This window comes from Adlercreutzia sp. ZJ242 (assembly GCF_011038995.1).
Classification (GTDB): Bacteria; Actinomycetota; Coriobacteriia; order Coriobacteriales; family Eggerthellaceae; genus CAAEEV01.
Window position 1 is genome coordinate 33,135 of sequence record NZ_JAAKEE010000003.1, and the last position, 22,695, is coordinate 55,829.

A 22,695-nucleotide genomic window follows, 5' to 3' on the forward strand; every position below is an offset into this window, starting at 1 on the left:
CTCGCCTCGCACGTCCCTCATAACTCCTTCTCCGTCTCCGGACCCATCTCATGCCCAGATGTCACTTCGCAATTTGCCACCACCGACTCATGCCCGAAAGCCGCCGCGTGCGCGGTTGTCGCTTCGCAAACCACCGCCGCCTCACGCCCTGCTGCCGCTTCGCGCGCCTTGGCCACCTTGGCTGTCTCGGCCTTTAGGCGCGAGACCTCGGTCCGCAGGGCGTTCAGCCGTGCGTCCTGCTCGCGCTGCTCCGCCTGGGAGGACAGCGCGAGCAGGGCGAACGAGCCCAGCACGATGATGACGATCGCCGCCGGGGTCTTGAGCGCGTTCACCACGGCCCCCAGCAGCGGGACGCGCAGCACCACCGCGCCCTTCACCGCGCTTTCGGCGATCGGCTCGTCCGGCGCGTTGTTCGCGTCGCCCTGCGTGGTGAGCAGGCCGCCCTCGCGCGCGATCACCCGGTGCGTCACCAGGCTGCGCCCCGCCTGGTACACCACGACGTCGCCCACCGCGTAGCCGTCCTGCGCCTGCACGATGACCAGGTCGTCCACCTCGAGCGCCGGCGACATGCTGCCCGACATCACCGTGGCCACGCCGAACCCGAAGGGCATGGGCAGCGCGTCACCCGCCAGCACGACCGCGACGAAGCGATAGATGCCCAGCCCGAGCACGAGGCCCACGACCGCCAGCATGACGCAGCGCGCCGCCGCGGGGATGCGGGGCGCGCGCACGCGGCCGGTGTGTTGCTCTGTGCTACGGACGGGCATCGCCTGCGTCCTCCTTGCGCCTGCGCCGTACCGCCACCAAAAGCACGATCAACGCCAACGCCGCCGTGCCTGCGAGGCCCGCGGCCAGCGTCGCCAAGGCGGCATCACCCGTCTGGGGCAGCCAGCCAGCGACGATGTCCCACGGGGTCTTCGGACTCGCGGAAGCGTCCGACGAGGGGTCGCCTGCGGAATCCTTGGTGGCAGCTGCCGGGTCATTGACGCCCGCCGGGTTGTTGGCGGCTGCCAGGTCATCAGGCCTGGCGAGGTCCGTGGCCTGCTCCGCCCGCACGAGAATGGTCGCCGTGGCGCCGAAGTCCTCGCGCGCCGCACGGTTGCCATGCGCCGTGTCAACGGCATCCGCGGGAGCGTCCTGGTCGTAGGCCCAGCGCCACTCGATGGCGTACCTTGCCTGCCTCCCCGCGCTCAGCGTGGCGCTGTCGAGCACCTCCTCGTTGCTGCGAAGCTGCCAGTCGCTCACAGGAGCCCCGTTGGCGTCCAGCAGCCGCCATTCCATCGGGATAGCGGAAGCCTCGTCAGCCGAGCGACCCTCTGACCAGGTGTCCACCTTGAGCGCCACCTCGTAGTCCATGGGGGTGTCGGCGTTGTTCCGCAGCGTGAAGCTGTAGCTGCTGTCGGTGCCGGGGGCGAGCAGCTTGTCCCCGTCGGCGGACACCACCATGCCGTCGTAGCTGCCCTTGAACAGGTCAACCTGCGTCTCGTTGCTCCACACCTGCGCGTCGTCGACGACATCCAGCTTGTCACCAGCAGCGGAGCTTGCCGATGCGTCGGCGTTTCCCGATACTGCGGTGTTTGACGAAGCGGCGGGGATCGTCGCAGTCGTCACCGCGCGACTTTGCGCCGAAGAGTCCGTCGCATCCGACGTTGCCGCCTCAGAATCCGCTGACGAAGCGGACGCCTCAGCAGCAGGCGGGACAAGGGGGATCGTGCAGGCGTCGCGCGCAGAGAAGCGACCGAGGCTGCTTCCGAGCACCGTCATGCTCACCGCCACGCCGAGCACCACCAGCAGACAGATCACGGGAAGCCGTGACGTCGAATGTTTTTTTGGAGATTGGGTGGCCTGCTGCGAGGCCGAATGATAGCTACGCGGCTTCTTCACAGGACACCTCCTCGCAAAAGCACTGTGGTGAGCCTCGTTTTATAACTCTCTGGAAAAGCAGGAAGCGCCCTCTCCCTTCAGACGCAAAGGAAGAGGGCTTTTATCGTGTTACGCGGAACCGTGCCGCACAGGGTTAATCGATCTGGGTTGCGGTGATGGTCCAATCCAAGCTGGCATCAGTATTAATGCTACCTTTAGTAATGGAATAATTTAACCCGTTGACAGTAATGGACTCAGGAATAGCAATTTGATCGGAAGAAGAAACACCGACGTTAGCGGCAGAGTTGCCCAGAATGGTATCCAGTTCATCATTAAGAGTCGTTCCTGTCGCACCCTCGTATTTCCAATCCCATTTGATTTGGATGCTCGGACAAGTATTCGTGCCACCGTTCTTTTCGGCTCCATCGATACTACCGTCGCCGCTTGTGTCAACATAGTACTTGTTGGTATCGATATCGTACTCAATAATAGTATTATCGCCATCGAACAGTTTTATCAGAGCAGCAAGATCCATGTCACCCTTAATTACTGTCGTTGCGTCACCAACAGTGCTGGTGACGCTGAATTTAACGGGCTCATAAGGAGTCGCCGAGCCAGCATCCGGCGTATACATCAGACTAGGCATTGCCGGAGTATCGTTCAGCTTGATCGTCATCTTGTAGGAAACCTCAGGAACGCCCGCAGAACTCACATTAAGGCCCTCGCCATCCGTGCCAGGAGCAACTACATGAGTACCATTAGACTTTACGGTTGCCTTTGCCTCGTAGCCAGTAGCATTGCCAGAGTAGGTGTTTTTAAATAAAGAATCGGTGCTTACACTGATCGTCACGCCCCACTTCGCGACGCGCGCCGTGTCGGCAGCGGTACCGGTGGTGGTGTACTTCGCGAAGGTGGCACCGATGATGCAAGTGGTCAGCAGCACCAGAATGAACAGCCCGGAGGCTGTGCGGAGAGATACGTTCTTCTCCATCCTTACATCGTCTCCTCTCTTAACAGGCTATTCTGCTGAGCTCGCAGCTGCTCGAGCTCACTTTGCAGCAGGCTCGTCTCAGCCCGCATGCGCTTCTCGTATTGGCGGCGGCGGAACACGTCCCAACCCACCAGCAAGACAATGGGACACACCACGCACAGGACCAACCCTGCGGGTGTCTGCATGAACATGACCACGTTGCCAAGGCCCGGCAGGCGCGTCTGGTAGATGCCCACCAGCTTGTCGGCCGGCACGGGCGTGGCGTCGTCGGCGTTGTTGGCGATGCCGCGCGTGATCCACGACAGGCCGTCCTCGCCTTGCACAACCTCCGTCACGGAGTGCGACACGATGCTCGTGCCGTTGCCCGCCGGGTCGAAGAAGGCGATGGTGTCGCCCACCTGGACCTCCTCGGGCTCCACCGCGTGGCATATGATGAGGTCGCCGCTTTGGATCTCGGGATACATGGAGTCTGTCAGCACGATGAGGGGGAACACGCCGCCCACGCTGGGGACCTCGTCGGGGGCGATGAAGCTGCGAATGATGAGGGTGACGTTGACCGCGAGGATCGGGAGCAGAATCACGCAGAGCACGATGCCGATGACCGTGCCCACCTTGTGCCTCAGGCTCGAAGGCTGCTTCTCGCCGGCATGCTCAGAACGCGGCGACCCCCCCCCTTGGCCGCGCAGCTCCGCACTCTCCTGTTTAAGCCGCGTCACTTCCCTTAACTCCTACTAACGCCACCCGAGCCTCCCCTCGGGCTAAATTAAGAGTTGGCTCTTTGTCCAACGTCAAGTTCTTCATCGCACCATAATACCAGTTATGCCCGTGAAGAAAAGTATTTGTCGGGGCCATGACGCGCTGATTCGCGAAGTTTTTGAGTGTCCTTACCATGGGAAACGCGCCTCTTGGGCGCTAGAAGCAAACGGATGTTTCACGTGAAACATTTCGCTGAGGCCAGGGCGCAAAAAAGCGGCCCCTCGAGTTGAGGGGCCGCTTCGCTATCTGGGGATGGAAGTGTTGCGTTACATCTTCTCGGGGGCGGAGACGCCGAGCAGGCTCAGCGCCAGGGCCAGCACGATGCGGGTGGCGTCCACGAGCGCCAGGCGCGCCTCCTGGAGCTGCTTGTCCTCCACGAGCACGTGGCAGTTGGTGTAGAACTGGTGGAACAGCGCCGCGAGGTCCTGGCAGTAGTGCGTCAGACGGAAGGCCGCGCGGTCGCGCGCCGCGAGCGCCACGAGCGAGCCGAAGTCGGCCATCTTGCGCATGAGCGCCAGCTCGGAGGCGTCCGTGAGCGCCGAGAGGTCCACGTCGGCCGGGACCACCTTCGCCGCCAGCTCGTCCGTGGAGATCTCCCCCGCCTCGGCGGCCGCGGCCACGTCGGCCGGGGCGGCCTTGCGCAGGATCGAGCAGATGCGCGCGTGCGCGTACTGCACGTAGTACACCGGGTTGGAGTTGTCCTTCTTCTTCGCCACCTCGATGTCGAAGTCGATGGGCTGGTCAGACGAGCGCGACAGCATGAGGAAGCGCGTGGCGTCCACGCCCACCTCGTCGATGAGCTCCTCGAACGTGATCATCTCGCCCGTGCGCTTGGACATGCGCACCGCCTCGCCGTTGCGGAAGAGGTTCACCAGCTGGCCGAGCATGATCTCGAGCGCGCCGGGCCAGCCCCACGCGGCCAGCATGGCCTCGCAGCGGGCGATGTAGCCGTGGTGGTCGGCGCCCCAGATGTTGATGAGGTGGTCGAAGCCGCGCTCCATCTTGTTGTAGTGGTAGGCCACGTCGCTCATGAAGTAGGTCATCTCGCCGTTGGCCTTGATGAGCACGCGGTCCTTCTCGTCGTCGAACGCGCTGGACTTGAACCAGGTGGCGCCGTCCTTCTCGTAGATGTAGCCCTTCTCGTCCATCGCCTTGAGCGAGCGGGACACGGGCGTCTCGCCGCTCTCGTCCTCCTCGTAGAGCGAGCGCTCACTGAACCAGCGGTCGAACGTGGTGCCGAAGCCCTCGCAGATGCGCTTCTGGTCTTCGAGCATCATCTGGTAGGCGCGCTCGCGGAAGCTCACCATGCGCTCACGCGGGTCGGCGTCGAGCCACTTGTCGCCGTCCTCGTCGATGATGACCTGCGCGATGTCCTTCACGTAGGCGCCGGCGTAGCACGCCTCGGGCATCTCCGCGTCGCGCCCGAGCAGCTGCTGGTAGCGCACGGCCACGCTCTCGCCGAAGTTGTCCATCTGCACGCCGTGGTCGTTGACGTAGAACTCCTCGTACACGTCGTAGCCCGCGTGGCGCATGACGCGCGCCGTGGCGTCGCCGAGCGCCGCCCAGCGGCCGTGGCCCACGTGCATGGGGCCGGTGGGGTTCGCCGAGATGTACTCGAGGTTGATCTTGCGCTGCCCCTCGGGGATGGTGCCGCAGCCGTACTCGCCGCGCACCTCGCGCACCTCGCGCACCACGTTCTGCAGCACGCTGTTGGACAGGCGGATGTTGATGAAGCCGGGGCCGGCGATCTCGATCTGCGCGATCATGTCGTTGGCCGGCACGTGGTCGACGATGATCTGAGCGATCTCGCGCGGATTCTTGCGCGCGAGCTTGGCCGAGCGCATGGCGACGGTGGAGGCCCAGTCGCCGTTGGACTCGTCGCGCGGGCGCTCAAGCGCTGCCTCGGGCGCGCTGTCGAGCTCGAGCGAGCCGTCCTCGCGCGCCGCGGCGATGGCCGCGTCGATGATCTGCTCCAGTGATTCGCGAATATCCATAGTGTCGTCTTCTCCAAACTCGTTCGAGGGCAGCCGCGCCGTCCCCTGCCGCGCGACGCGCCCGCTTACGTGGCGTGCCCCGCGAGACAGCGCGCCGCCGGGATGATGGTCCTTCGGGATGGCGCTACTGCTGGGGCAACGCGCCCGCTCGGGCGGCGCGGCGGCCTGAAACCGCAAGTGGGCTGATTCTACCATCTTTCACCTGCCTATGCGGGCGTTTTGCCGCCGCAGCCCCCGCATTCGCCATTCGTTCACAACTCCCTGCCGCTTCGTCCCCCTCCCTACATGCGAAGATGCGCCCGGTTTCCCAGGCGCATCTTCTAGTGCTCGGACATGAGGCTACGGTTCCTAGTGTCCGAGGGGTGCTCACATGGTCATCGGGATGGCCAGCATGGCGACGGTGAGGATGATCGCGCACGCCACGCCCAGGACCACGAACAGCTTGCCGCCGAACTTGAGCCAGGTGCCGTACTCGATCTTGGCGAGCGCCAGGCCGCCCATGATGGCGCCGGAGGTGGGGGTGAACAGGTTCACGAGGCCGTTGCCCGCGCTGAAGACCATGATCATGGTCTCAACCGAGAACCCGAGTTCCCCGGCCAGGGGGCCCATGATGGGCATGGACACGGTTGCCATGCCGGAGGAGGACGGGATCAGGAAGGACAGCACGATGTAGAGCAGGAAGGACAGCGGTGCGAAGATGATGGCCGACACGCCGGCGAGCGCGTTGGCGGCGTTCTCGAGGATCCACATGCTCAGGCCCGTCTCGCCCATGAGGACGGTGATGGAGCGGGCCAGCGCGATGATGAGGACGACCGACATCATGTCAGCAGCGCCGTTGATGAACGCCTTCACGAAGCGCCTCTCGGAGAGGCCGCCGATGATGCCGATCACGAGCGCCATCAGCAGGAACCAGGTGGAGGCCTCGTCGAAGTACCACTGGCCGAGCGGCAGGCCCGTCAGGAACGACGACCAGCCCTCGGTGACCTGCTCCTCGGCGACAGCCGTGCCGGAGACGTCGCCGTCAAGCGTCAGCGCGGTGCCGGTGGCCTCGTCGTACACTGCGGCGATCTCCTCGCCGTCAACCGCCGTCTCGACTTCCTCGTAGGTCGCGCCCGCGTTGAACACATCGACGCCGAGGTCCTCCCACGGGATGAAGCTGACGATCATGATGACGAACGTGAAGGCGAACACCACGAGCGTCCACTTCTGGCGGCCGGTCATGGCCGGGGCGTTGCTTGCCGCAGCCTCTTCCTCAACATGGCTGAACTCGGCGTGCATGGTCTCCTGCTCCTGGAGGGACAGGATCGTTGACCCCTTGTCGGCCTTCACCTTCTTGGCGTAGCGCATCACGAACACGATGGAGATGGCAAGCGTCACGAGCCACAGCACGGCGCCGAGGCCGATGATGATGCCCTGGTTGATGACGAGGCCGGTGGCGGACAGCGAGTCGATGGCCGCGCCGACGGCGAACGGGTTCACCGTGGAGCCGAGGACGCCGCAGCCGGCGCCGAGCAGGACCACGGCCGCGCCGACGAGGCTGTCAAAGCCCGCGGCGACCATGGTGGCGGCGAGCAGGAGGTAGAACGGGACCGTCTCCTCGCACATGCCGTAGGTGGTGCCGCCGATAGAGAAGATGAGCATCAGAATGGGGATGAGCACGAGCTCGTTGCCGTGCAGCTTCTTGACGAGCGCTGCGATGCCGGCGTCAAGCGCGCCGGTCTCGGTGACGATGCCCAGGAAGCCACCGAGGATGAGCACGAACAGGCAGACGGGCAGGGCGTCGGTGAAGCCCTTCACGGGCGCGGTGAGCACGCCTGAGAGCGTTGCGCCCTCGACGCCCTCGACGCCGACGGCGCCCATGATGATGGTGATAACGGCCAGTGCGACGAGCATGATCAACAGGATGGTAAACGAGGATATGCTTCTCTTCTTGCGATCTTTCTTGGTCTCGGAAGTCATGATATCCCCTCCTTTTCTCAATAGAGGTTGAGTATGGGTCGCACCACGGCTCCCTTAAGCCGTGATGATGGTACCGGTTTCCCCCTTGAGGCCCGCAGCGGCGCATTCGAGCGAGGTGATGAGGGCGCGCCCCTCGGGATGCGCCTCCAGGTACTCGATGCATGCCTGGACCTTCGGGAGCATCGACCCGGGGGCGAACTGCCCCTCGTCGATGTACTTGCGCGCCTCGGCGACGTTCATGACGTCGATGTCGCGCTGGTCGGGCTTGTTGAAGTTGATGGCCACCTTCTCGACGGCCGTGAGGATCACGAGCATGTCGGCTTTGAAGTCGGCTGCCAGCTTGGCGCTCGAGCGGTCCTTGTCGATGACCGCGGGCACGCCGTGGTAGCTGTCGTCGCGCTCGATGACCGGCACGCCGCCGCCGCCTGCGGCGATGACGATGTAGCCGTCGTCCATGAGGTCCCTGATGGCGTCAAACTCCACGATGCGCTGGGGCTTCGGCGAGGCGACCACCTGGCGCCAGCCGCGTCCGGCGTCCTCCTTGTAGGTGTAGCCCGTCTCAGCCGCGCGCGCCTTCGCCTCCTCTTCGCTGAGGAAGGCGCCCACGGGCTTCGTGGGGTTCTCGAACGCCGGGTCGTCAGGGTAGACGACCGTCTGCGTGACCACGGACGCCGTCGAGCGCATGATGCCGCGGCGCTTGAGCTCGCCGAGGATCGCCTGGGACAGGTGGAAGCCGATGTAGCCCTGGCTCATGGCACCGCACTCGGGGAAGGGCATGGCCGGCGTCTTGCCGTCGTGGGTGCTTGCGTAGTCAAATGCGTTGTTGATCATGCCGACCTGAGGACCGTTGCCGTGGGACACCACGACGTTGATGCCCTCGGCCACCATGTCGACGATATGGATGGCCGTGCTCTTCACGAGCTCAAGCTGCTCGGCCGGCGTGTTGCCCAAAGCGTTGCCACCCAACGCAATGACTACGCTCTTGCCGTCGCCTTTCTGATAGGCCATTGAAATCACCACTCTCAGGTCGAATTTGGGAACAGGGACCCAGGGGAGGCCCCCTAAAGCCTCCCCGACAGGTCAGGGGGTACTAAAAAGCTAAACCAGCTGGTCGTTCGTAAAGCGGGACGTGCGGGTCGTTCGTAAAGGTCGTTCGTAACGTCAGCGAGGGTTCCTGCGGTGCCTGGAATAGCCCCGCCTTGGGGCCAAGTGGGCTTCGCCCACGCCGCGCCCCAAACAAGGGGCTAGGCCAGGTGCCGCAGGAAGCCGCAGCGTCGAGCAGTTCCGCCCGTTCCGCAAGGACGGGCGGAACTCACCTACTTCAGAGTTGCGTACATGACCGCCTTGATGGTGTGCATGCGGTTCTCAGCCTCGTCGAACACGCGCGACTGCTTGGACTCGAACACCTCGTCAGCCACTTCCATCTCGGTGACGCCGAACTGCTCGGCGATCTCGGCGCCGATGGTGGTCTTGGTGTCATGGAACGACGGCAGGCAGTGCATGAAGATGGCGTCGTCGGAGGCCATGCCCATGACCTCAGCGGTCACGCGGTACGGCTCGAGCAGGCGGATGCGCTCGGCCCACAGCTCGGCGGGCTCGCCCATGGACACCCAGATGTCGGTGTAGATGACGTGCGCGCCGGTGCAGGCTTCCTCCACGTCCTCGGTGAGGGTGATCGAGCCGCCCGTCTCCGCGGCGATCTCGCGGCAGGTCTCCACGAGGTCGCTCTTCGGCATCTGCTCAGCCGGGCCGCAGGCCACGAAGTGCAGGCCGAGCTTCGCGCACACCACCATGAGGGAGTTGCCCACGTTGTTCTGGGCGTCGCCCATGAACACGAGCTTCAGGCCCTTGAGGCCCTGCGGGAAGTTCTCCTCCACCGTGAGCATGTCGGCGATCATCTGCGTGGGGTGGAAGTCCGTGGTGAGGCCGTTCCACACCGGGACGCCGGCGTTGGCGGCCAGCTCCTCCACGATGGACTGGTCGAAGCCGCGGTACTCGATGCCGTCGTACATGCGGCCGAGCACGCGGGCGGTGTCCTCGATGGACTCCTTCTTGCCCATCTGCGAGCTGCCCGGGTCGAGGTAGGTCACGCCCATGCCGAGGTCATAGCCGGCGACCTCGAAGGAGCAGCGGGTGCGCGTGGACGTCTTCTCGAACAGCAGCACGATGTTCTTGCCCTCAAGGTAGCGATGCGGCACGCCTGCGCGCTTCATGTCCTTGAAGTTCTTGGAGAGCTTGATGAGGTAGCGGATCTCGTCAGGGGTGAAGTCAAGCAGCTTCAGGAAATGACGACCACTCAGATTAACAGGCATGTTGGTTCCTTTCGGTAGAACATGGAAAAAGCGAGGGAGTGCCGGCCGCTGGCGGGGAGACCAGCAGCCGGCACAGGGGAAGGTTACTCGTCTTCACGCCACAGCGGCATGGACATGCAGCGCGGGCCGCCACGACCGCGGGAAAGTTCGGCAGACGGCACCTGGATGGTGCGGATGCCCTTCTCCTCGAGCAGGGCGTTGGTGACGTCGTTGCGGTCGTAGACCACCACGGTGCCGGGGCGCACGCACAGCGTGTTCGAGCCGTCGTTCCACTGCTCGCGCTCAGCCGCGATGCGGTCGCCGCCGCCGCACGGGATGAGCTCGACGGGACGCCCGACGTACTCCTCGAGGATGCTCTCGAGCGTGCCGTTCATCTCCTTCACCTTGATGCCGCCCTGGCCGTCGGACTTGATCTCGAACACCGTGAGCGGGCCGAGGATGCCGGGGTGCACGGTGAACTTGTCGTAGTCGATCTGCGTGAACACCGTGTCGAGGTGCATGAAGGCGCGGGAGTTCGGGATGTTGAACGCCAGGATGGTGTCGATGGGAGAGTCGGACTCGAAGATGTTCTTCGCGATGCCGTCGATGGCGTCCGGCTCGGTGCGCTGGGAGATGCCGATGGCGAGCACGTGCTCGTTGATGTTCAGGATGTCGCCGCCCTCGATGTGGAACGTGTTGTAGCGGCTGTAGTACTGCGGCACGCCCTGAAGGTCAGGATGGTACTTGAAGACGTACTCGCCGTAGATGGTCTCGCGGTTGCGGGTGACCGAGTACATGCGGTTGATGGACACGCCGTTGCCGATCATGGCGAACGGGTCGCGCGTGAAGTACAGGTTCGGCATGGGGGCCACGACCATCTTGGAAGCCTCGCTCACCAGGTCAACCAGCGAGTTGGACTTGTCGGTGTGCAGCTCGGTGAGGTTGATGCCCTCCATGGTCTTCAGGACGAGGTCCTTGTTGGCAGGGTAGTTGTCGTTCAGGTAGTCGAAGATGATCTTCTGGTAGCGAGAGGTGCGGATGCCGGCCTCCTCGATGAACTGCTTGAGAAACTTCTCGCGCAGCTCAGGGTACAGGTCGAGCACCTCAGCCATCAGGTCCTCGAGGTAGACGACCTCGACGCCCTCGTCGCGCAGGGCCTGCGCGAACGCGTCATGCTCGGCCTGGGCGACCTGCAAGAAGGGGATGTCGTCGAAGAGCAGCTCTTCGAGGGTGTTCGGGGTAAGGTTCAGGAGCTCCTTGCCCGGACGGTGCAGCAGAACTTTCTTCAGGGGCATGATCTCGCTTCTAACGTTCACACCAGCCATGAGAATCCTCCTGTTCGTGTGTCTGAATGATTGCCTTCGCCAAAGCGCAAGGCTTCGCGCATCCGTTCGCACGCTTTGGTGCTATAAACGTCTCACGGAGCGCACGGAAAAGCAACGGAAGTTGCTGTTTGTTAAGAGGACGGAAATGAACTCGGCACCTGCAGGTTGCCGGGCCGTCATCCAGCGATTTCTCGGTGCTTCCCTTCCTGCGGCCCTTCGACCGCTCGGCCTTCACTTGCACCTCAGCTGATTGCATACCTGTATTCTACGCACCTTGCGACCCAAAATATATGTCAATCGTAGCCATATATGACATGATTTTTGGTGTATGGTAGCCATATGGATTCTGGACGAAGGAGCTGGGGCGCAGCCTGCTGCGACGGGGCGCGCAGCAGGGGCGCGCGGCGGCGCCCACGAGTGACGAAGGAGCGAGCGCGATGCAGTTTCCCCTCGACGTGATCACCGGGTACTTCGACGAGAACGACATGCGCGTGGCCAAGCACCCCCGGCACCCCAAGGACCTCTTCTCGTGGGTGTCGGCCTTCTGCGACGACGACGCGCCGGGCATCGGCGTGGCGGGGATCGAGGGGAGGCCCGTCTACGTGGTGGAGTCCCGCGGCACGCTGCCCGAGAACGCGTGCTGCGTCATCGTGTCGAAGCCGGGCGAGAGCATATCCTCCTCCCCCGCCGGGGCGCGGGCTGACGACATCTGCGTCGAGTCCGCCCTCGAGCCCGCCGTCATCGCCGACCGCATCCAGCGCTACCTCATGGGCATCATCCAGTGGAACGACGTGATGGGCGACATGATCGAGAGCGAGTGCATCTGCCAGGACCTGCTGAAGGCGTCCGAGCCGGTGCTCAAGAGCTACGTGGGGCTCTCGGACTCCACGTACTCCTACATCGCGCACACGCCCAACATCGCCCCCATCGACGACACGAGCCGCTACTTCATCGAGAACAAGTTCTACAGCTCCGACGCCCTGAGCAAGGCGCGCGAGAAGGGGCTGGTGCGCACGTGGGCGCACCAGGACTGGACGACCGTCCACAACGAGCCCAACGAGATCACCTCGCACCCCTCCATCGAGCGCGTGTTCCGCCTGAACGACGCCTACGCCGCGCACCTGGTGATGGTGTCGGAGAAGCCGATCAGCACCGCGCAGGTGTTCCTGTTCAACCTGCTGGCGAAGCGCGTGGAGATGTGCCTCACGCACCACTGGCGGCTCGAGAACCCGCTCGAGCAGCGCTACACCTACTTCCTGAAGGAGCTCCTCACCGGCAACACCTACGACGGCTCCTACCTGGAGGAGCGCGCGCTCCTCCACGGGCTGCCGCTGACGGGCCTGTTCGAGATGTGCCTGATCGACAACACGTGGCGCGCCGGCTCGGCCAGCTACTTCGCGAAGAAGGTGCTCGAGACCGACCCCAACTGCAAGGTGGCGTTCGAGGGCTCGCGCGTGGTGGTGCTTCTGTGCACGCCCGAGCCGCGGCGCGGGCGCATCGCCGGCATGGAGGAGCGGCTGTTCGAGCTGGCAGGGCAGATGCGCCTGGAGGTGGGCGTGTCGGACCGCTACGAGCACATCGACCAGAGCGCGCTCGCGCTCGAGAAGGCGCGCATCGCGCTCAAGTACGGGCACCGCCGCTCGCGCCGCTACACGACGTTCGACCAGGGGCTCACCGCCGAGGGGGTGTTCCGCTTCCGCCGCTACTTCCCCTACTTCGTCACCGACCCGTTCAGCCGCAGCGAGAAGTTCGTCGCCAAGCTCCTCTCCTCACCCAACCCGCTGTCGATGCTGCGCGAGGCCGACCGCGAGCGCGGCACGAGCGACTTCGAGATCCTGCGCACGTATCTGTACTGCGAGGGGTCCATCAAGAAGGTGTGCGACATCATGCACATGCACCGCAACACGGTGAGCTACCGCCTCGACAAGATCCGCGACGCCATCGCCACCGACCTGGAGGACCCCGACATGCGCATGTACCTGCGCACGCTCTACCTCCTGAACGAGTGACGCGAGCGGAAGCGCGCCCCTCCCCTTCGCCGCAAAGCGAAAGGCCAGCCTATCGTCGGCTGGCCTGGTGGTTTCTGGTGCGCCCAGTAGGAATCGAACCTACAACCTACGGATTAGAAGTCCGTTGCTCTATCCGTTGAGCCATGGGCGCAGATGACGGCGTTGCCGCCGCCAACGTATTATAGAGCAACCGTCGGCTTACAAGATAGTAAGGAATTCGTTCTTTCGGCGCAAAGGAGCGCCCGCATGTCCGATAATGCTGAGGGAGGAGCATAGGAATGCAGTTGAGCGGGCGCGCGGCGCCCGGGAAACGGAGCCCGTCATGGCTTATCTCGAGAACCACCAGCTGTACTACAAGAAGTCCTGCCCCTTCTGCGTGAAGGTCCTCCGCTTCATGGAGGACAACAAGATCACGCTCGACCTGCGCAACACCCTCGAGCCCGGCATCCAAGACGACCTCGTGCGCATAGGCGGCAAGAAGCAGGTGCCGTGCCTGGTGATCGACGGCAAGGCGCTCTACGAGTCCGACGACATCATCGCGTACCTGCGCACGCGCCTGCAGGAGGGCGCCTGAGGGCCGCTCGCCGAACGGCTTTTCTCGCAGCCCACGGCCTCACGGCTCGACTCCCTCCACGCGGCAGAGGCGAAGCCATGCAAGCTGATCATCTGTTGCTGGGGAAGAAGAGGGAATGGAGCGGGCGACGGGAATCGAACCCGCGTCAGGAGCTTGGAAGGCTCCGGTTCTACCATTGAACTACGCCCGCAATCTGAGGACGGATTATAACCCAAGATCCCGAAAAGCCAAAACGAGACGGCGAAGAATTCCACTGAGCGGCTAAATCGCCCGCAGTTCTTGAAGCGCACGCGGTTCCTGCGGGCCAGCGCATAGCAGGGCGAAGATGACTCGTATGCCAGCGTGCCGCAGTCTGGCAACTCCGGGAAACAGAAGCAGGCCAGAAGCTGAAATGCGCTTCTGGCCTGCGAGTTTGCTGGTCGGGATGACAGGATTCGAACCTGCGGCATCCTGCTCCCAAAGCAGGCGCGCTACCAGACTGCGCCACATCCCGATTGCTTGGCAGCGAAGGTGATTATAGCAGAACTTACGCCGCGCGTTGATCAGCGAAAACGCCTTACAACACGCTTTTCCGAAACGCCGTAGAACTACAATTCATCCTGCCCATCTCGACATCGCTCACTTGCCCTATGCCCCAATCATCCTGCCCATTTAGAGCACGTTGAATATAATAGCGTGTTTTGCGAAAAAGCAAAGCAACCCGTTGCTCCACTTCGGAAAAAGAGCCATTGCAGCGAATGAGAGAATGCGGGGCTTTTGGTTGCAAGATCGACAAAAAGAGCGCACCAGCCCTCGCGAATTGCGCCCCTTGCTTCCCTTGCTTCTTCCCTGGATTTCGCTGCGCCCACTTCCTATCAGGGTCAGGTTATGCGTCCTTGAGAACACGCCCTGACTTAATTGCAATCAAGCTGGCAAAAGGGACGCCCACAACGGCAACCCCTCCCGCCTGACCCGCCTTGCTGGCGCCAAGAGGGGCTACGAGCCGCCAGCGCTATCGACCTTCTCTAAGAAGCTATGCGACCGAGAGGAACTGAGAACAAGAAGCTCCAACGGGGTCAGGACTTTCGTCCCTACCCAGACATAGGAAGCACGCCTGAGAGCGCGTCAGCACGTGCGCAACAACGCAAGCGTGCTGACGTTTAACCAGGTCATTCGCCATATAGAACACATAGAACGCTTGTTTTTATATTAAGGAAATAGAAAATATACTAATACGTATAGAAAATATATGCGTAGATACGACGGATACCGTAATCAATGCAGCCCCCCATATAGCAACAAATATAGCAAATTAGAGAACAAGCGTTCTAAAGCGTTCTCCCCCTGCGATGATCTGTGCTGACACCAGCACGGGGAGTGCTCCCTCTGCGATTAGTCCAAAAAACAAATGTTTAATGGACTTTCTCGCCAAGAGCCGTTGCCCCAGGTCACAAAGTCTAATAAAATAGTCTAAAATCTATTGGACTGCTTTAGGCGTTCCAGGGGAGGAGAAAAGACGATGAAGGTCGGGTACGGGCGCGTGAGCACCGAGAAGGACAGCCAGAGGTTCGACAGGCAGGAAGACCAGCTCACCGCATTTGGATGCGAGAGGATATACCTTGAGAGAGTCAGCGGAACAGCCAAACACAAGCCCGAGCTTGAGAGGATGCTCTCTGAGCTGACAGAGGGAGATGAGGTGGTGTGCGTCTCACTGGACAGGCTCGGCAGGAGCACCCAGCAAGTCCTCTCCCTCGTCAGCCAACTTGACGAGATGGGAGTCGGGCTGACGAGCCTCAAGGAGGGCTTCGCCGCGAACACCCCGCAAGGGAGGTTCTTCTTGACCATAGTGGCGGCGTTCAGCGAGCTTGAGGTCGAGATGTGCAGGAGCAGGGTCAGGGACGGCCTGGAATCAGCCAAGAGGCGCGGGAAGACTTTAGGAAGACCACGCAAGGACATGGACACCGCCGTCAAGATGTGGCTGAGCAAGGAGTATTCTGTCTCCGAGATATGCACCGCCGTTGGGTGTTGCAAGCAAACGCTCTACAACGAGATACGCCGAAAGGGCGTTTCGAGAGACTAGACTCGCAGCCTCAAACTACCTGAGTCAAAACTGAAAGCAATCGAACCCGCCACACCCCATGAAATCATAGTTTCGTAGGGAACCGAGAAGCGTGCAGACGGCATGACAAGCAGCTCTCCCCTGCCCCCTTTCTTGGCAAAAAACGCATGTTCTCGACCCTCTAAGCCCCGATGTCGGCTTGATCCGACTAGGAACCCACCTTGAAGAAAAGCGGGGCTTAGAGGTCGTTTTACGTGCCCTGATGCATATGCATATGCGCCAAGTCTTCTTGCTTTAGCCAGGGCGTTTTGAACTCGCAGGGCTTATCAGAACATCGTAGAGAACCACATGGGGTTCACCTGTTAACATATGGCAGAATTTTATCTTTCAGTCTTCCTGTCATCATCGCGAAGACTGATACCTAGCTTGTCAAGCTCTCGGTATATCGTAGACCTGCTAATACCAGAAATCTCTACGACCTGCTGCACGGAAAACCCTCCTTGGTAGAGAGCTACTGCCTTCTTCATTCTGTCAGAATCTATTTTTTTCCTACCTCTCATGAGATCAGTATAACGCAAGAAGAGGCTTGCTTTTTGGGAAAGGCTGCAACACTAATTTTCAAAAAAGAGCGGCTTCCTAAAAAACCTAAAATCTAAGCCGCCTGAAAGACGCTCTTACCAGGAAGCAATAGAATATTGTACCAATAAAGTCTATTGATAATATAACGTGCCTATAGCCGTAGAGCGAAGCGAAGATGGCTATAGAAAGCGAAGCTTTGCAAAAAGCGGAGCTTTCAAAAAGCGGAGCGCAAGTAATCAATTACAATAAACAATATAATTATAGAGGAAGAAGCTCGAACATGCACAATGTTATTAAATCGTGGGGATATGAAGAAGCAGAACCCATGTCAATGTATACCGATATTTTTAGACTTGGAGAAGGACTCATCCAGAAAAACGGAGAACCGAGCGGCAACTACAAGACTAACCCCATAATTATTGGAAAAATCGGTAAATACGCAATAAAGCGCATTATGTTTGAAGACGAGTTCGAAAGCCTCATTAAAGAGTTCCAGGAATATGAGTGGGCGTATTTGAGCGGGCTAACCTACTGGGGAAGGGACAATACCGCCGCCAATCAGTCAAAAATGTACGCCATGATATTCGACCTTGACGGTGTGACTAAAAAGACGTTGGGAAGTCTACTCGATGGTATCAGCATAGAATTCTACCCGGTTCCGAACTATATTGTCCTCTCAGGCCACGGACTGCATCTTTACTATATCTTTGAACGTCCTGTGGCTCTGTATCCGAATATCAAATCTCAGCTCAAGAGACTGAAATTCGCCTTGACCGACATAATATGGAATAGGAACACTTCAACGGACAGGGCAGTACAACACCAAGGCATCAATCAAGCTTATCGCATCGCAGGAGGAAAAACAAAAGTAAAAGGCGTCAGAGCGAGAGCTTTTAAGATCAGCTCCCATCCCACGACGCTTGAATATCTTAATGGCTTTGTTGAACCCAAATACAGGATAGATGAGTCGGCACTATATCGTGAGAGCAGGATGAGTTTAGAGGAGGCAAGAGAGCTATATCCCGAATGGTACGAGCGTCGTATTGTCAGAGGCGAGAAGCCAGGAACGTGGAAAACGAACCGTGCGCTATACGACTGGTGGAAGGCTAAGATGTTTGAAGGAGCAGTATGCGGACACAGGTACTACTGCGTCATGGCACTTGCCATCTTCGCCATCAAATGCGGGATCGACGAAAGCGAGCTGAGAGAGGACGCTCACCATTTCGTCAAGATGCTCAACGAGCTCAATCCAGACCAGCCCTTTTTCGAGGCCGACGTGGAGTCGGCTCTTGATTGTTACGACGAACGCTACATCACCTTTCCCAGAAAGGACTTGGAGAAACTTACAGGAATACCGATGCCCGAGAGGAAGCGGAATCATCGGGATAGGCAGACCCACTTGCAAGCTGATTGGTGGAGCGTAGAAGGCGAAACCGTAGAGAATCCGTGCAAGAAAAACCGTGAGTCAGCTCTGAAAGAGATGCGTGAAAACGGGCTGATAAAGGGAAGGCCCAAAGGAAGCGGAACGAAAGAGGCAGAAGTTTTGGCGTACTTCGCAGAGCACCCCGAATCGACTGTAAGAAGTGCTGTTGAAGCACTCGGCATATCCAAGAGCACGGTGCAGAAATGGAAGCCACGGAAACCACACGAGTCCTAAAGAGGCTAGATACCCCCTTCACCCACACGCTACGGCTTGTTTTTCACCGTGCACCGTGCACCCACCGTGCCCAGCATGACCAGGTTTTAGGGTTTCTGGCTACCGAGACGGAGAGGGGACGAAAGGCAGCTTTCTAAAGACGGCGGCGGCAACCATACGCGCAAGCACCTAGCGCCTATAGCCTATGGTTAAATCGACGCAAACGGAGCTTGCTTCGACAAACAGTCAAAATACGGGCGCTTATGCTCATTCGGCTCTAATCGTATCTTAGGAGTGTGGTTTTTGGCGATTCGATACGCAAAGAGGGGCGCTGCCGGACATACTACAGCACCCCTCTGCCGACTCTACGGCACTACTTGCTTGATAGCCTATTGCTGAGCGCAACCACGAACGAATACTCACAGTCATCGTTCATGCCAAATGCGATTTCGACGGGGGTTCCGCGCTTCACAAAACCCATGCAAGCCGAGTTGTGACAGCCGTACCGCCAAAACGACTCTTTGATGTCGCCCCTCATGCGCGTCGTGCGCCCTCCTTAAATACCAAGCGTTTTCTTTTTCACGGCATCGAATTCTTCTTGGGTGATTACCCCATCATCTAATAATCTCTTCAGTTTATTGAGATGCCCATACGGGTCGCTTGCAGGCTGATTCTGTGTCTGCATATTCTGCTGCTGCGCATATGGTGACTGTTGTTGATTCATGGGCTGCTGCATGTTGCCTACAGCGTATCCGCCTGTCTGCATGGCCATTCCCATAAAAGCCATTCCCAAACCACCGCCATCAGGATTATTTCCAGCGTTAGCCAATCCCTCAGCAAAAGATGCTTGCAGGTTGGAATTACCCCTAGCTCCCATAAGAGCATCTGCTTGGCGGATTTTCGCCATAAGCTCTTTAGAAGACGCATCATAATCAAGCGACGATATAGCGGCTTTGACAATGCGTAAGCCTCTGTCAGCAAGCCAAGAGTAGTTTTTCTCGACTACGTGCGACAAAGACGAAGCGAAGCCTAGCGCATCGCCCTGTATATCCATGATTCTACCTGAATGATCAGGGGAATTCGCATACTGGCTAAACGAGGCGGAAAGCGAACCTGCTACTTCATTAAAAAGCTGCTCGTTAACAGGGTTGAAGAAGTCTCCAAAGTCGAATGGCTCCCCAGTGGCTATGTACGCGTCAACGGGCAGATAGTTTTTTACGAAAAGAATCGGATCTTCAATTCTAATGGTATACGTTCCACGCGCTATCGCACCTACCTGAGTATTGAAGAAAGGATCGTCCCAGTAAATCGTGTTCTGGGTTCCAAAACGATTATTGGGTATCTCTTTCTGATTCACGAAAAGTGCTACCTGGGAGGCGAATGGCGCGCCAGCGAATTTGAAGCGCTCCCATGATTGCCGAACCAGCGAGTCCATGAAATCATCGCCGGCAAATATCGACTGAGAATTGATGTTGTCAGAGATCCATCGATAAGCTCCTGGTTGAGCTATATAGCCGGTGACTTGTCCGTTCTCTAGCGTGACAAGAGAGAAACCTTCCGGCACCATTATCAAAGAGCCATCGCTAATGACCGCTTGGCTTCCTTTGACGTTGGCATTTCTGTTCGAATTCTGGCCATAGGGGACAGCCAAGCAAACACCAACAGTTTGACTTACTCCTGATGGAACAGAGTAATACTCCCTCCACTGATCCCCAAAAGTGCCGCCCACAGCATTAGCTGCGGCTAAGATAAACCCCATGTTCGTGCCTTACTGTGAGTTCTTTTCGATAACGACCGCATTGCCATTTGCGGTAACGCCGAATATGTACGGGAGATACAATGTGCCGCCTGTATGCGTCGCAGTTTGCGGATCAAGGGTAATGTAGTCGAAGTCGACGCCAATCACGGCATTGCACCCAAGTGCGTATGCCGCCTCCTTCAGCTCATGCAGCGCATTCCTTCTGATCTCAACAAGCGCCGCCATCAACCCCTCACCTGCCGTGTTGCGTCTGCCACTAAAAAGCCCTTGTTGCTCTCGCTCAACTTCTACGGCATCGTCCCCTGAAATATAGCCGGAGTATTTTTTAATCGTGTAGCCATCGAAATTAAACCCGGACGTTATAAGCATGGATGCAAGAGCGGCTTGCTTCTTTTGAGCTTCGGCTTCTGCCTTCGCCTGCTCCTGCGCCGCCTTCGCCTGCTCCTGCGCTAAATGCTGGGAATACCGCGCAATGATGGCATCCGCATCCCTATCGTTGACCTCAGCTCCGAGTATTTTCATCTTCACATCGTAGCCATTCTTTGCTGCGAAATTCCGCAGGTCATCAGGATTCCAGTTATTTCTGCCAGCTATATCGGCGAGCTTCATCTGTCTCTCCTTATCGTTATCGTCTTACAATCGCTTTTGCCTCAGCATTGCTGGGATCAATGTCCAGAATCAAATTTGCGTACCTCCTTGCGTTTATGGGATCTGCCTTGCATTTAGCCAAGAGTTCTTGCACATCATCGCCAATTGAAATGGTTGTCTCCGGCGGCTTGGCCACCTTTTCTATCTGATACTTTGTGCGGCAGTACACGCATATCCTGCAACCATCAGCAGCGACAAAATCTGAACTGCCGCACTTTTCGCATACTGCTTCATTCATGTTTTCTCCTATCTCGTTTGGCGTTTCGCGTCATCCGCAGACTCTGCACTCTCTGCTCTTTCCGCTTGCCGACACCGAACCGCTTTGGATGTTGGAGGATCGCTTCAAAGTCGGACAGTTCGGCGTAGCGTGATAGACCTCCCCACCTGAAACCCAATAGACCGTGCGACCCGCGTTGCTGCTGCTCTGCTCAAGGGCTTTCTGCTCAGCCTCACGCGCAGCCTGCTCTTCCGCAAGCTTCTTGGCATTGACTTGACTTAGCAGATCGTCCCTCTCTGCTTGAAGCTCGTCGTATTGAGCGTGCAGCTCTTCTAGCTTCGCCTTCATGTCATCTATAGTCGCCTGCTGGTCTTTGAGGTTTTCCAGCTCTGCTTTCAGGCTGGCGACTTCTTTTTGCGATGCCTCGTACTTCCTTTTCAGGCCATTGTAGTCAGATTGGAGCCGCGCGTTCTCTTCTGCGCTCTCCTCCCTCAGCTCGGTAAGGGCCGATTGGAGAGCTGCGTTCTCTTCCCGCAGATCGCTTATCTCTGTTATACCCGCATAGACAACTGCCGCAAAGCAGAGAGCGACCGACGCGACTACGGCAATAGCCTTCTTGTTAGCGGCAAGTCTTCGGCGGAATCGAGACACCCTGCCTTCGCCTTGCCCCTTCGCCTTTTCTTCGTCTGGCACTTCGCAGGTATCGCCCTCGTCAACGCAAGGTGCGTCTTCACCGCTTATTTCCTTGTCTGTTCTGTTAGCAAGCAAACCTGTTCCCCCAGCAAAAGCATGAAACTCAGCGTCTTCAATGGGTGTCATCTCTACCTCAGCACCCCGTCAATGCTGGTTATCTCCATCTGAACCCCAATGCCGCAAACGGCAATAGTATTCTATGAGCCAAAAGCCAATTTCCTTGAGTTTGCAAAAACCATCAGCAATGGTAATGAGGGCTTTTTTGCTGCTGTCCAGGAAATCGCATGGCGCGAAGAGGAAAACCAGCAGCTTTACGAACGTCTGTAGAGCACGTAGTAATCCCCGCCTTCCAAATCAGGCAAGACCATATAAACCGCACCAGCTCTGCTTTTCAGCAGATAGCAAGATTCGCGGATGGACGCCTCGGTATCGTCGCTTTCTCCTATGAGATCGTGCAAGACAACCCTTGTATTCACAAAAGCCCCCTTTACATCGCCATTCTCATCTTCGACGTTTATTTCTTTGATTTCTTCCTGCGCTATCTCGTAATTGTAGGAATAGCCACCATTATCGTCGGACATGCAGAAGCCGATGCCCGGCAGCCCGTCAGTCGTCTTCGGTTCGAAAAGGTTTACTTGGAACGGGTAGTTTGCGCTTCGCTTAACAGTCGGCTTGAGCGCTCCGTTCTGAGGAAACTCGTCTGCGTCGACCGCAAATGGGTATTCGCCTGAGTTTGTGGCGGCACTGTAAGAGTTGGACTGCTCTTCTTCGATGTAGCTAGAAAGCGAGTCGTTCTCTCTTTGCAAGGCATCGAGAGATTCGCCATACTTCGTCTCATCGGAGGCTTCCAAAGCGCTCTCCGCCGCTTCTTTCGCAGCCTTTATTCCGCTTGTATCGTAATACTGGGCGAAGTAGTTTGATTCCAGGCTCTCCGTCTCTTCAAGTTCGCTTTTTATCTCAGCGTACAGAATTTCGAAAAGCTCCTTGTTTGCGCTTTCAAGGGTTGCGTAGTTGTTTACTTTTGCTTTGTCTTCGTCGCTTAGGGCGTTGTATTTTTCATTCGCGTCTTCGATTGCTTGCTCTGACTCAAGAGACACTTTTCCGATGGCGTTGATAGCATTTTGGGCTTCTGCCACCCCTGCTGGCGTGCATCCAGACAGCGAAAAGACAAGCAATGCGCCTAACACAGCGGTAGTAAATCTTTTTCTCATCTTTCCTCCTTGGCAAAAAGACGTGTCTCCCGTGATGAGAAGTGCTTCCCGCAAAGCAAACGCCAGACCTCTCTGCTCGTTTCGCCTGCTGCACAATTGCACTACAAATAATATCCTAAATTGGGATATTCTGCTACATAGAATACTGTGCG

General features: G+C 58.7%; 20 protein-coding genes and 3 tRNA genes. 5 read left to right on the plus strand and 18 right to left on the minus strand.

Annotated features, from left to right (window positions below; translation table 11 throughout):
• Positions 1–17: 17 nt before the first annotated feature.
• From G7Y49_RS01530 to arcA, 9 genes are all read right to left on the minus strand, one after another.
• On the minus strand, positions 18–767 hold the full coding sequence (locus tag G7Y49_RS01530) for a signal peptidase I (RefSeq protein ID WP_165170538.1): 750 nt from the start codon (positions 765–767) through the stop codon (positions 18–20).
• The gene (locus G7Y49_RS01535; protein ID WP_165170540.1) at positions 754–1,803 is read right to left on the minus strand and encodes an LPXTG cell wall anchor domain-containing protein; all 1,050 of its coding nucleotides are present in this window, start codon (positions 1,801–1,803) and stop codon (positions 754–756) included. The genes G7Y49_RS01530 and G7Y49_RS01535 overlap by 14 nt, the downstream gene beginning before the upstream one ends.
• Positions 1,804–2,017: 214 nt before the next feature.
• Positions 2,018–2,854 carry a hypothetical protein gene (locus G7Y49_RS01540; protein WP_165170542.1) on the minus strand — a complete coding sequence of 279 codons (837 nt, stop codon included), beginning with the start codon at positions 2,852–2,854 and terminating at the stop codon, positions 2,018–2,020.
• A 2-nt stretch (positions 2,855–2,856) separates the two neighbouring features.
• A complete protein-coding gene (locus G7Y49_RS01545) occupies positions 2,857–3,570 on the minus strand; it encodes a signal peptidase I (RefSeq protein ID WP_206214511.1) in 714 nt (237 codons plus the stop codon).
• A gap of 306 nt (positions 3,571–3,876) precedes the next feature.
• Positions 3,877–5,604, minus strand: coding sequence for an arginine--tRNA ligase (gene argS, locus G7Y49_RS01550; protein WP_165170546.1), 1,728 nt, complete (start codon positions 5,602–5,604; stop codon positions 3,877–3,879).
• A gap of 366 nt (positions 5,605–5,970) precedes the next feature.
• Positions 5,971–7,563, minus strand: coding sequence for a YfcC family protein (locus G7Y49_RS01555; RefSeq protein ID WP_165170548.1), 1,593 nt, complete (start codon positions 7,561–7,563; stop codon positions 5,971–5,973).
• A 54-nt stretch (positions 7,564–7,617) separates the two neighbouring features.
• Positions 7,618–8,571 (minus strand): carbamate kinase, encoded by a 954-nt coding sequence (gene arcC / locus G7Y49_RS01560; protein WP_165170550.1) that lies wholly within the window; start codon positions 8,569–8,571, stop codon positions 7,618–7,620.
• Between the two features lie 308 nt (positions 8,572–8,879).
• The gene (gene argF / locus G7Y49_RS01565; RefSeq protein ID WP_165170552.1) at positions 8,880–9,875 is read right to left on the minus strand and encodes an ornithine carbamoyltransferase; all 996 of its coding nucleotides are present in this window, start codon (positions 9,873–9,875) and stop codon (positions 8,880–8,882) included.
• An 83-nt stretch (positions 9,876–9,958) separates the two neighbouring features.
• Positions 9,959–11,179 carry an arginine deiminase gene (arcA, locus tag G7Y49_RS01570; RefSeq protein WP_165170554.1) on the minus strand — a complete coding sequence of 407 codons (1,221 nt, stop codon included), beginning with the start codon at positions 11,177–11,179 and terminating at the stop codon, positions 9,959–9,961.
• A 437-nt stretch (positions 11,180–11,616) separates the two neighbouring features.
• Here arcA and G7Y49_RS01575 point away from each other — a divergent pair, with 437 nt between their 5' ends.
• Positions 11,617–13,188: a CdaR family transcriptional regulator gene (locus G7Y49_RS01575; protein ID WP_165170556.1), complete on the plus strand. Its 1,572-nt coding sequence runs from the start codon at positions 11,617–11,619 to the stop codon at positions 13,186–13,188.
• A 75-nt stretch (positions 13,189–13,263) separates the two neighbouring features.
• On the opposite strand, the gene G7Y49_RS01580 is transcribed toward G7Y49_RS01575, so the two are convergent.
• Positions 13,264–13,339, minus strand: a tRNA-Arg gene (locus tag G7Y49_RS01580).
• Positions 13,340–13,510: 171 nt separating this feature from the next.
• Here G7Y49_RS01580 and G7Y49_RS01585 point away from each other — a divergent pair.
• Positions 13,511–13,762, plus strand: coding sequence for a glutathione S-transferase N-terminal domain-containing protein (locus G7Y49_RS01585; protein ID WP_165170558.1), 252 nt, complete (start codon positions 13,511–13,513; stop codon positions 13,760–13,762).
• Between the two features lie 116 nt (positions 13,763–13,878).
• Here G7Y49_RS01585 and G7Y49_RS01590 read toward each other — a convergent pair.
• A tRNA-Gly gene (locus G7Y49_RS01590) sits at positions 13,879–13,952 on the minus strand.
• A gap of 226 nt (positions 13,953–14,178) precedes the next feature.
• Positions 14,179–14,255: transfer RNA gene (locus tag G7Y49_RS01595), tRNA-Pro, on the minus strand.
• A 1,005-nt stretch (positions 14,256–15,260) separates the two neighbouring features.
• On the opposite strand from G7Y49_RS01595, the gene G7Y49_RS01600 reads away from it, so the two are divergent.
• Entirely contained in the window at positions 15,261–15,821 is a 561-nt protein-coding gene (locus tag G7Y49_RS01600; RefSeq protein WP_165170560.1) for a recombinase family protein, read from the plus strand.
• Between the two features lie 359 nt (positions 15,822–16,180).
• Here the strand turns inward: G7Y49_RS01600 and G7Y49_RS12455 are convergent, their stop codons facing one another.
• The gene (locus G7Y49_RS12455; protein WP_206214512.1) at positions 16,181–16,360 is read right to left on the minus strand and encodes a helix-turn-helix domain-containing protein; all 180 of its coding nucleotides are present in this window, start codon (positions 16,358–16,360) and stop codon (positions 16,181–16,183) included.
• A 194-nt stretch (positions 16,361–16,554) separates the two neighbouring features.
• On the opposite strand from G7Y49_RS12455, the gene G7Y49_RS01610 reads away from it, so the two are divergent.
• Positions 16,555–18,036 carry a hypothetical protein gene (locus G7Y49_RS01610; protein WP_165170564.1) on the plus strand — a complete coding sequence of 494 codons (1,482 nt, stop codon included), beginning with the start codon at positions 16,555–16,557 and terminating at the stop codon, positions 18,034–18,036.
• A gap of 535 nt (positions 18,037–18,571) precedes the next feature.
• Here the strand turns inward: G7Y49_RS01610 and G7Y49_RS01615 are convergent.
• The 4 genes from G7Y49_RS01615 to G7Y49_RS01630 are packed head-to-tail and all read right to left on the minus strand — an operon-like array spanning position 18,572 to position 21,458.
• A complete protein-coding gene (locus G7Y49_RS01615) occupies positions 18,572–19,774 on the minus strand; it encodes an SPFH domain-containing protein (RefSeq protein ID WP_165170566.1) in 1,203 nt (400 codons plus the stop codon).
• A 9-nt stretch (positions 19,775–19,783) separates the two neighbouring features.
• Entirely contained in the window at positions 19,784–20,383 is a 600-nt protein-coding gene (locus tag G7Y49_RS01620) for a heavy metal-binding domain-containing protein (RefSeq protein ID WP_165170568.1), read from the minus strand.
• Positions 20,384–20,399: 16 nt separating this feature from the next.
• Complete coding sequence (locus G7Y49_RS01625; protein WP_165170570.1) at positions 20,400–20,660, minus strand: hypothetical protein; 261 nt, start codon at positions 20,658–20,660, stop codon at positions 20,400–20,402.
• 30 nt (positions 20,661–20,690) lie between these two features.
• A complete protein-coding gene (locus tag G7Y49_RS01630; RefSeq protein WP_165170572.1) occupies positions 20,691–21,458 on the minus strand; it encodes a hypothetical protein in 768 nt (255 codons plus the stop codon).
• 48 nt (positions 21,459–21,506) lie between these two features.
• Here G7Y49_RS01630 and G7Y49_RS12040 point away from each other — a divergent pair, with 48 nt between their 5' ends.
• Positions 21,507–21,659, plus strand: a complete 153-nt coding sequence (locus G7Y49_RS12040; RefSeq protein WP_206214513.1) for a hypothetical protein — start codon at positions 21,507–21,509, stop codon at positions 21,657–21,659.
• Here G7Y49_RS12040 and G7Y49_RS01635 read toward each other — a convergent pair.
• Positions 21,644–22,543, minus strand: coding sequence for a hypothetical protein (locus tag G7Y49_RS01635; protein ID WP_165170574.1), 900 nt, complete (start codon positions 22,541–22,543; stop codon positions 21,644–21,646). The genes G7Y49_RS12040 and G7Y49_RS01635 overlap by 16 nt on opposite strands.
• Positions 22,544–22,695: the final 152 nt, after the last annotated feature.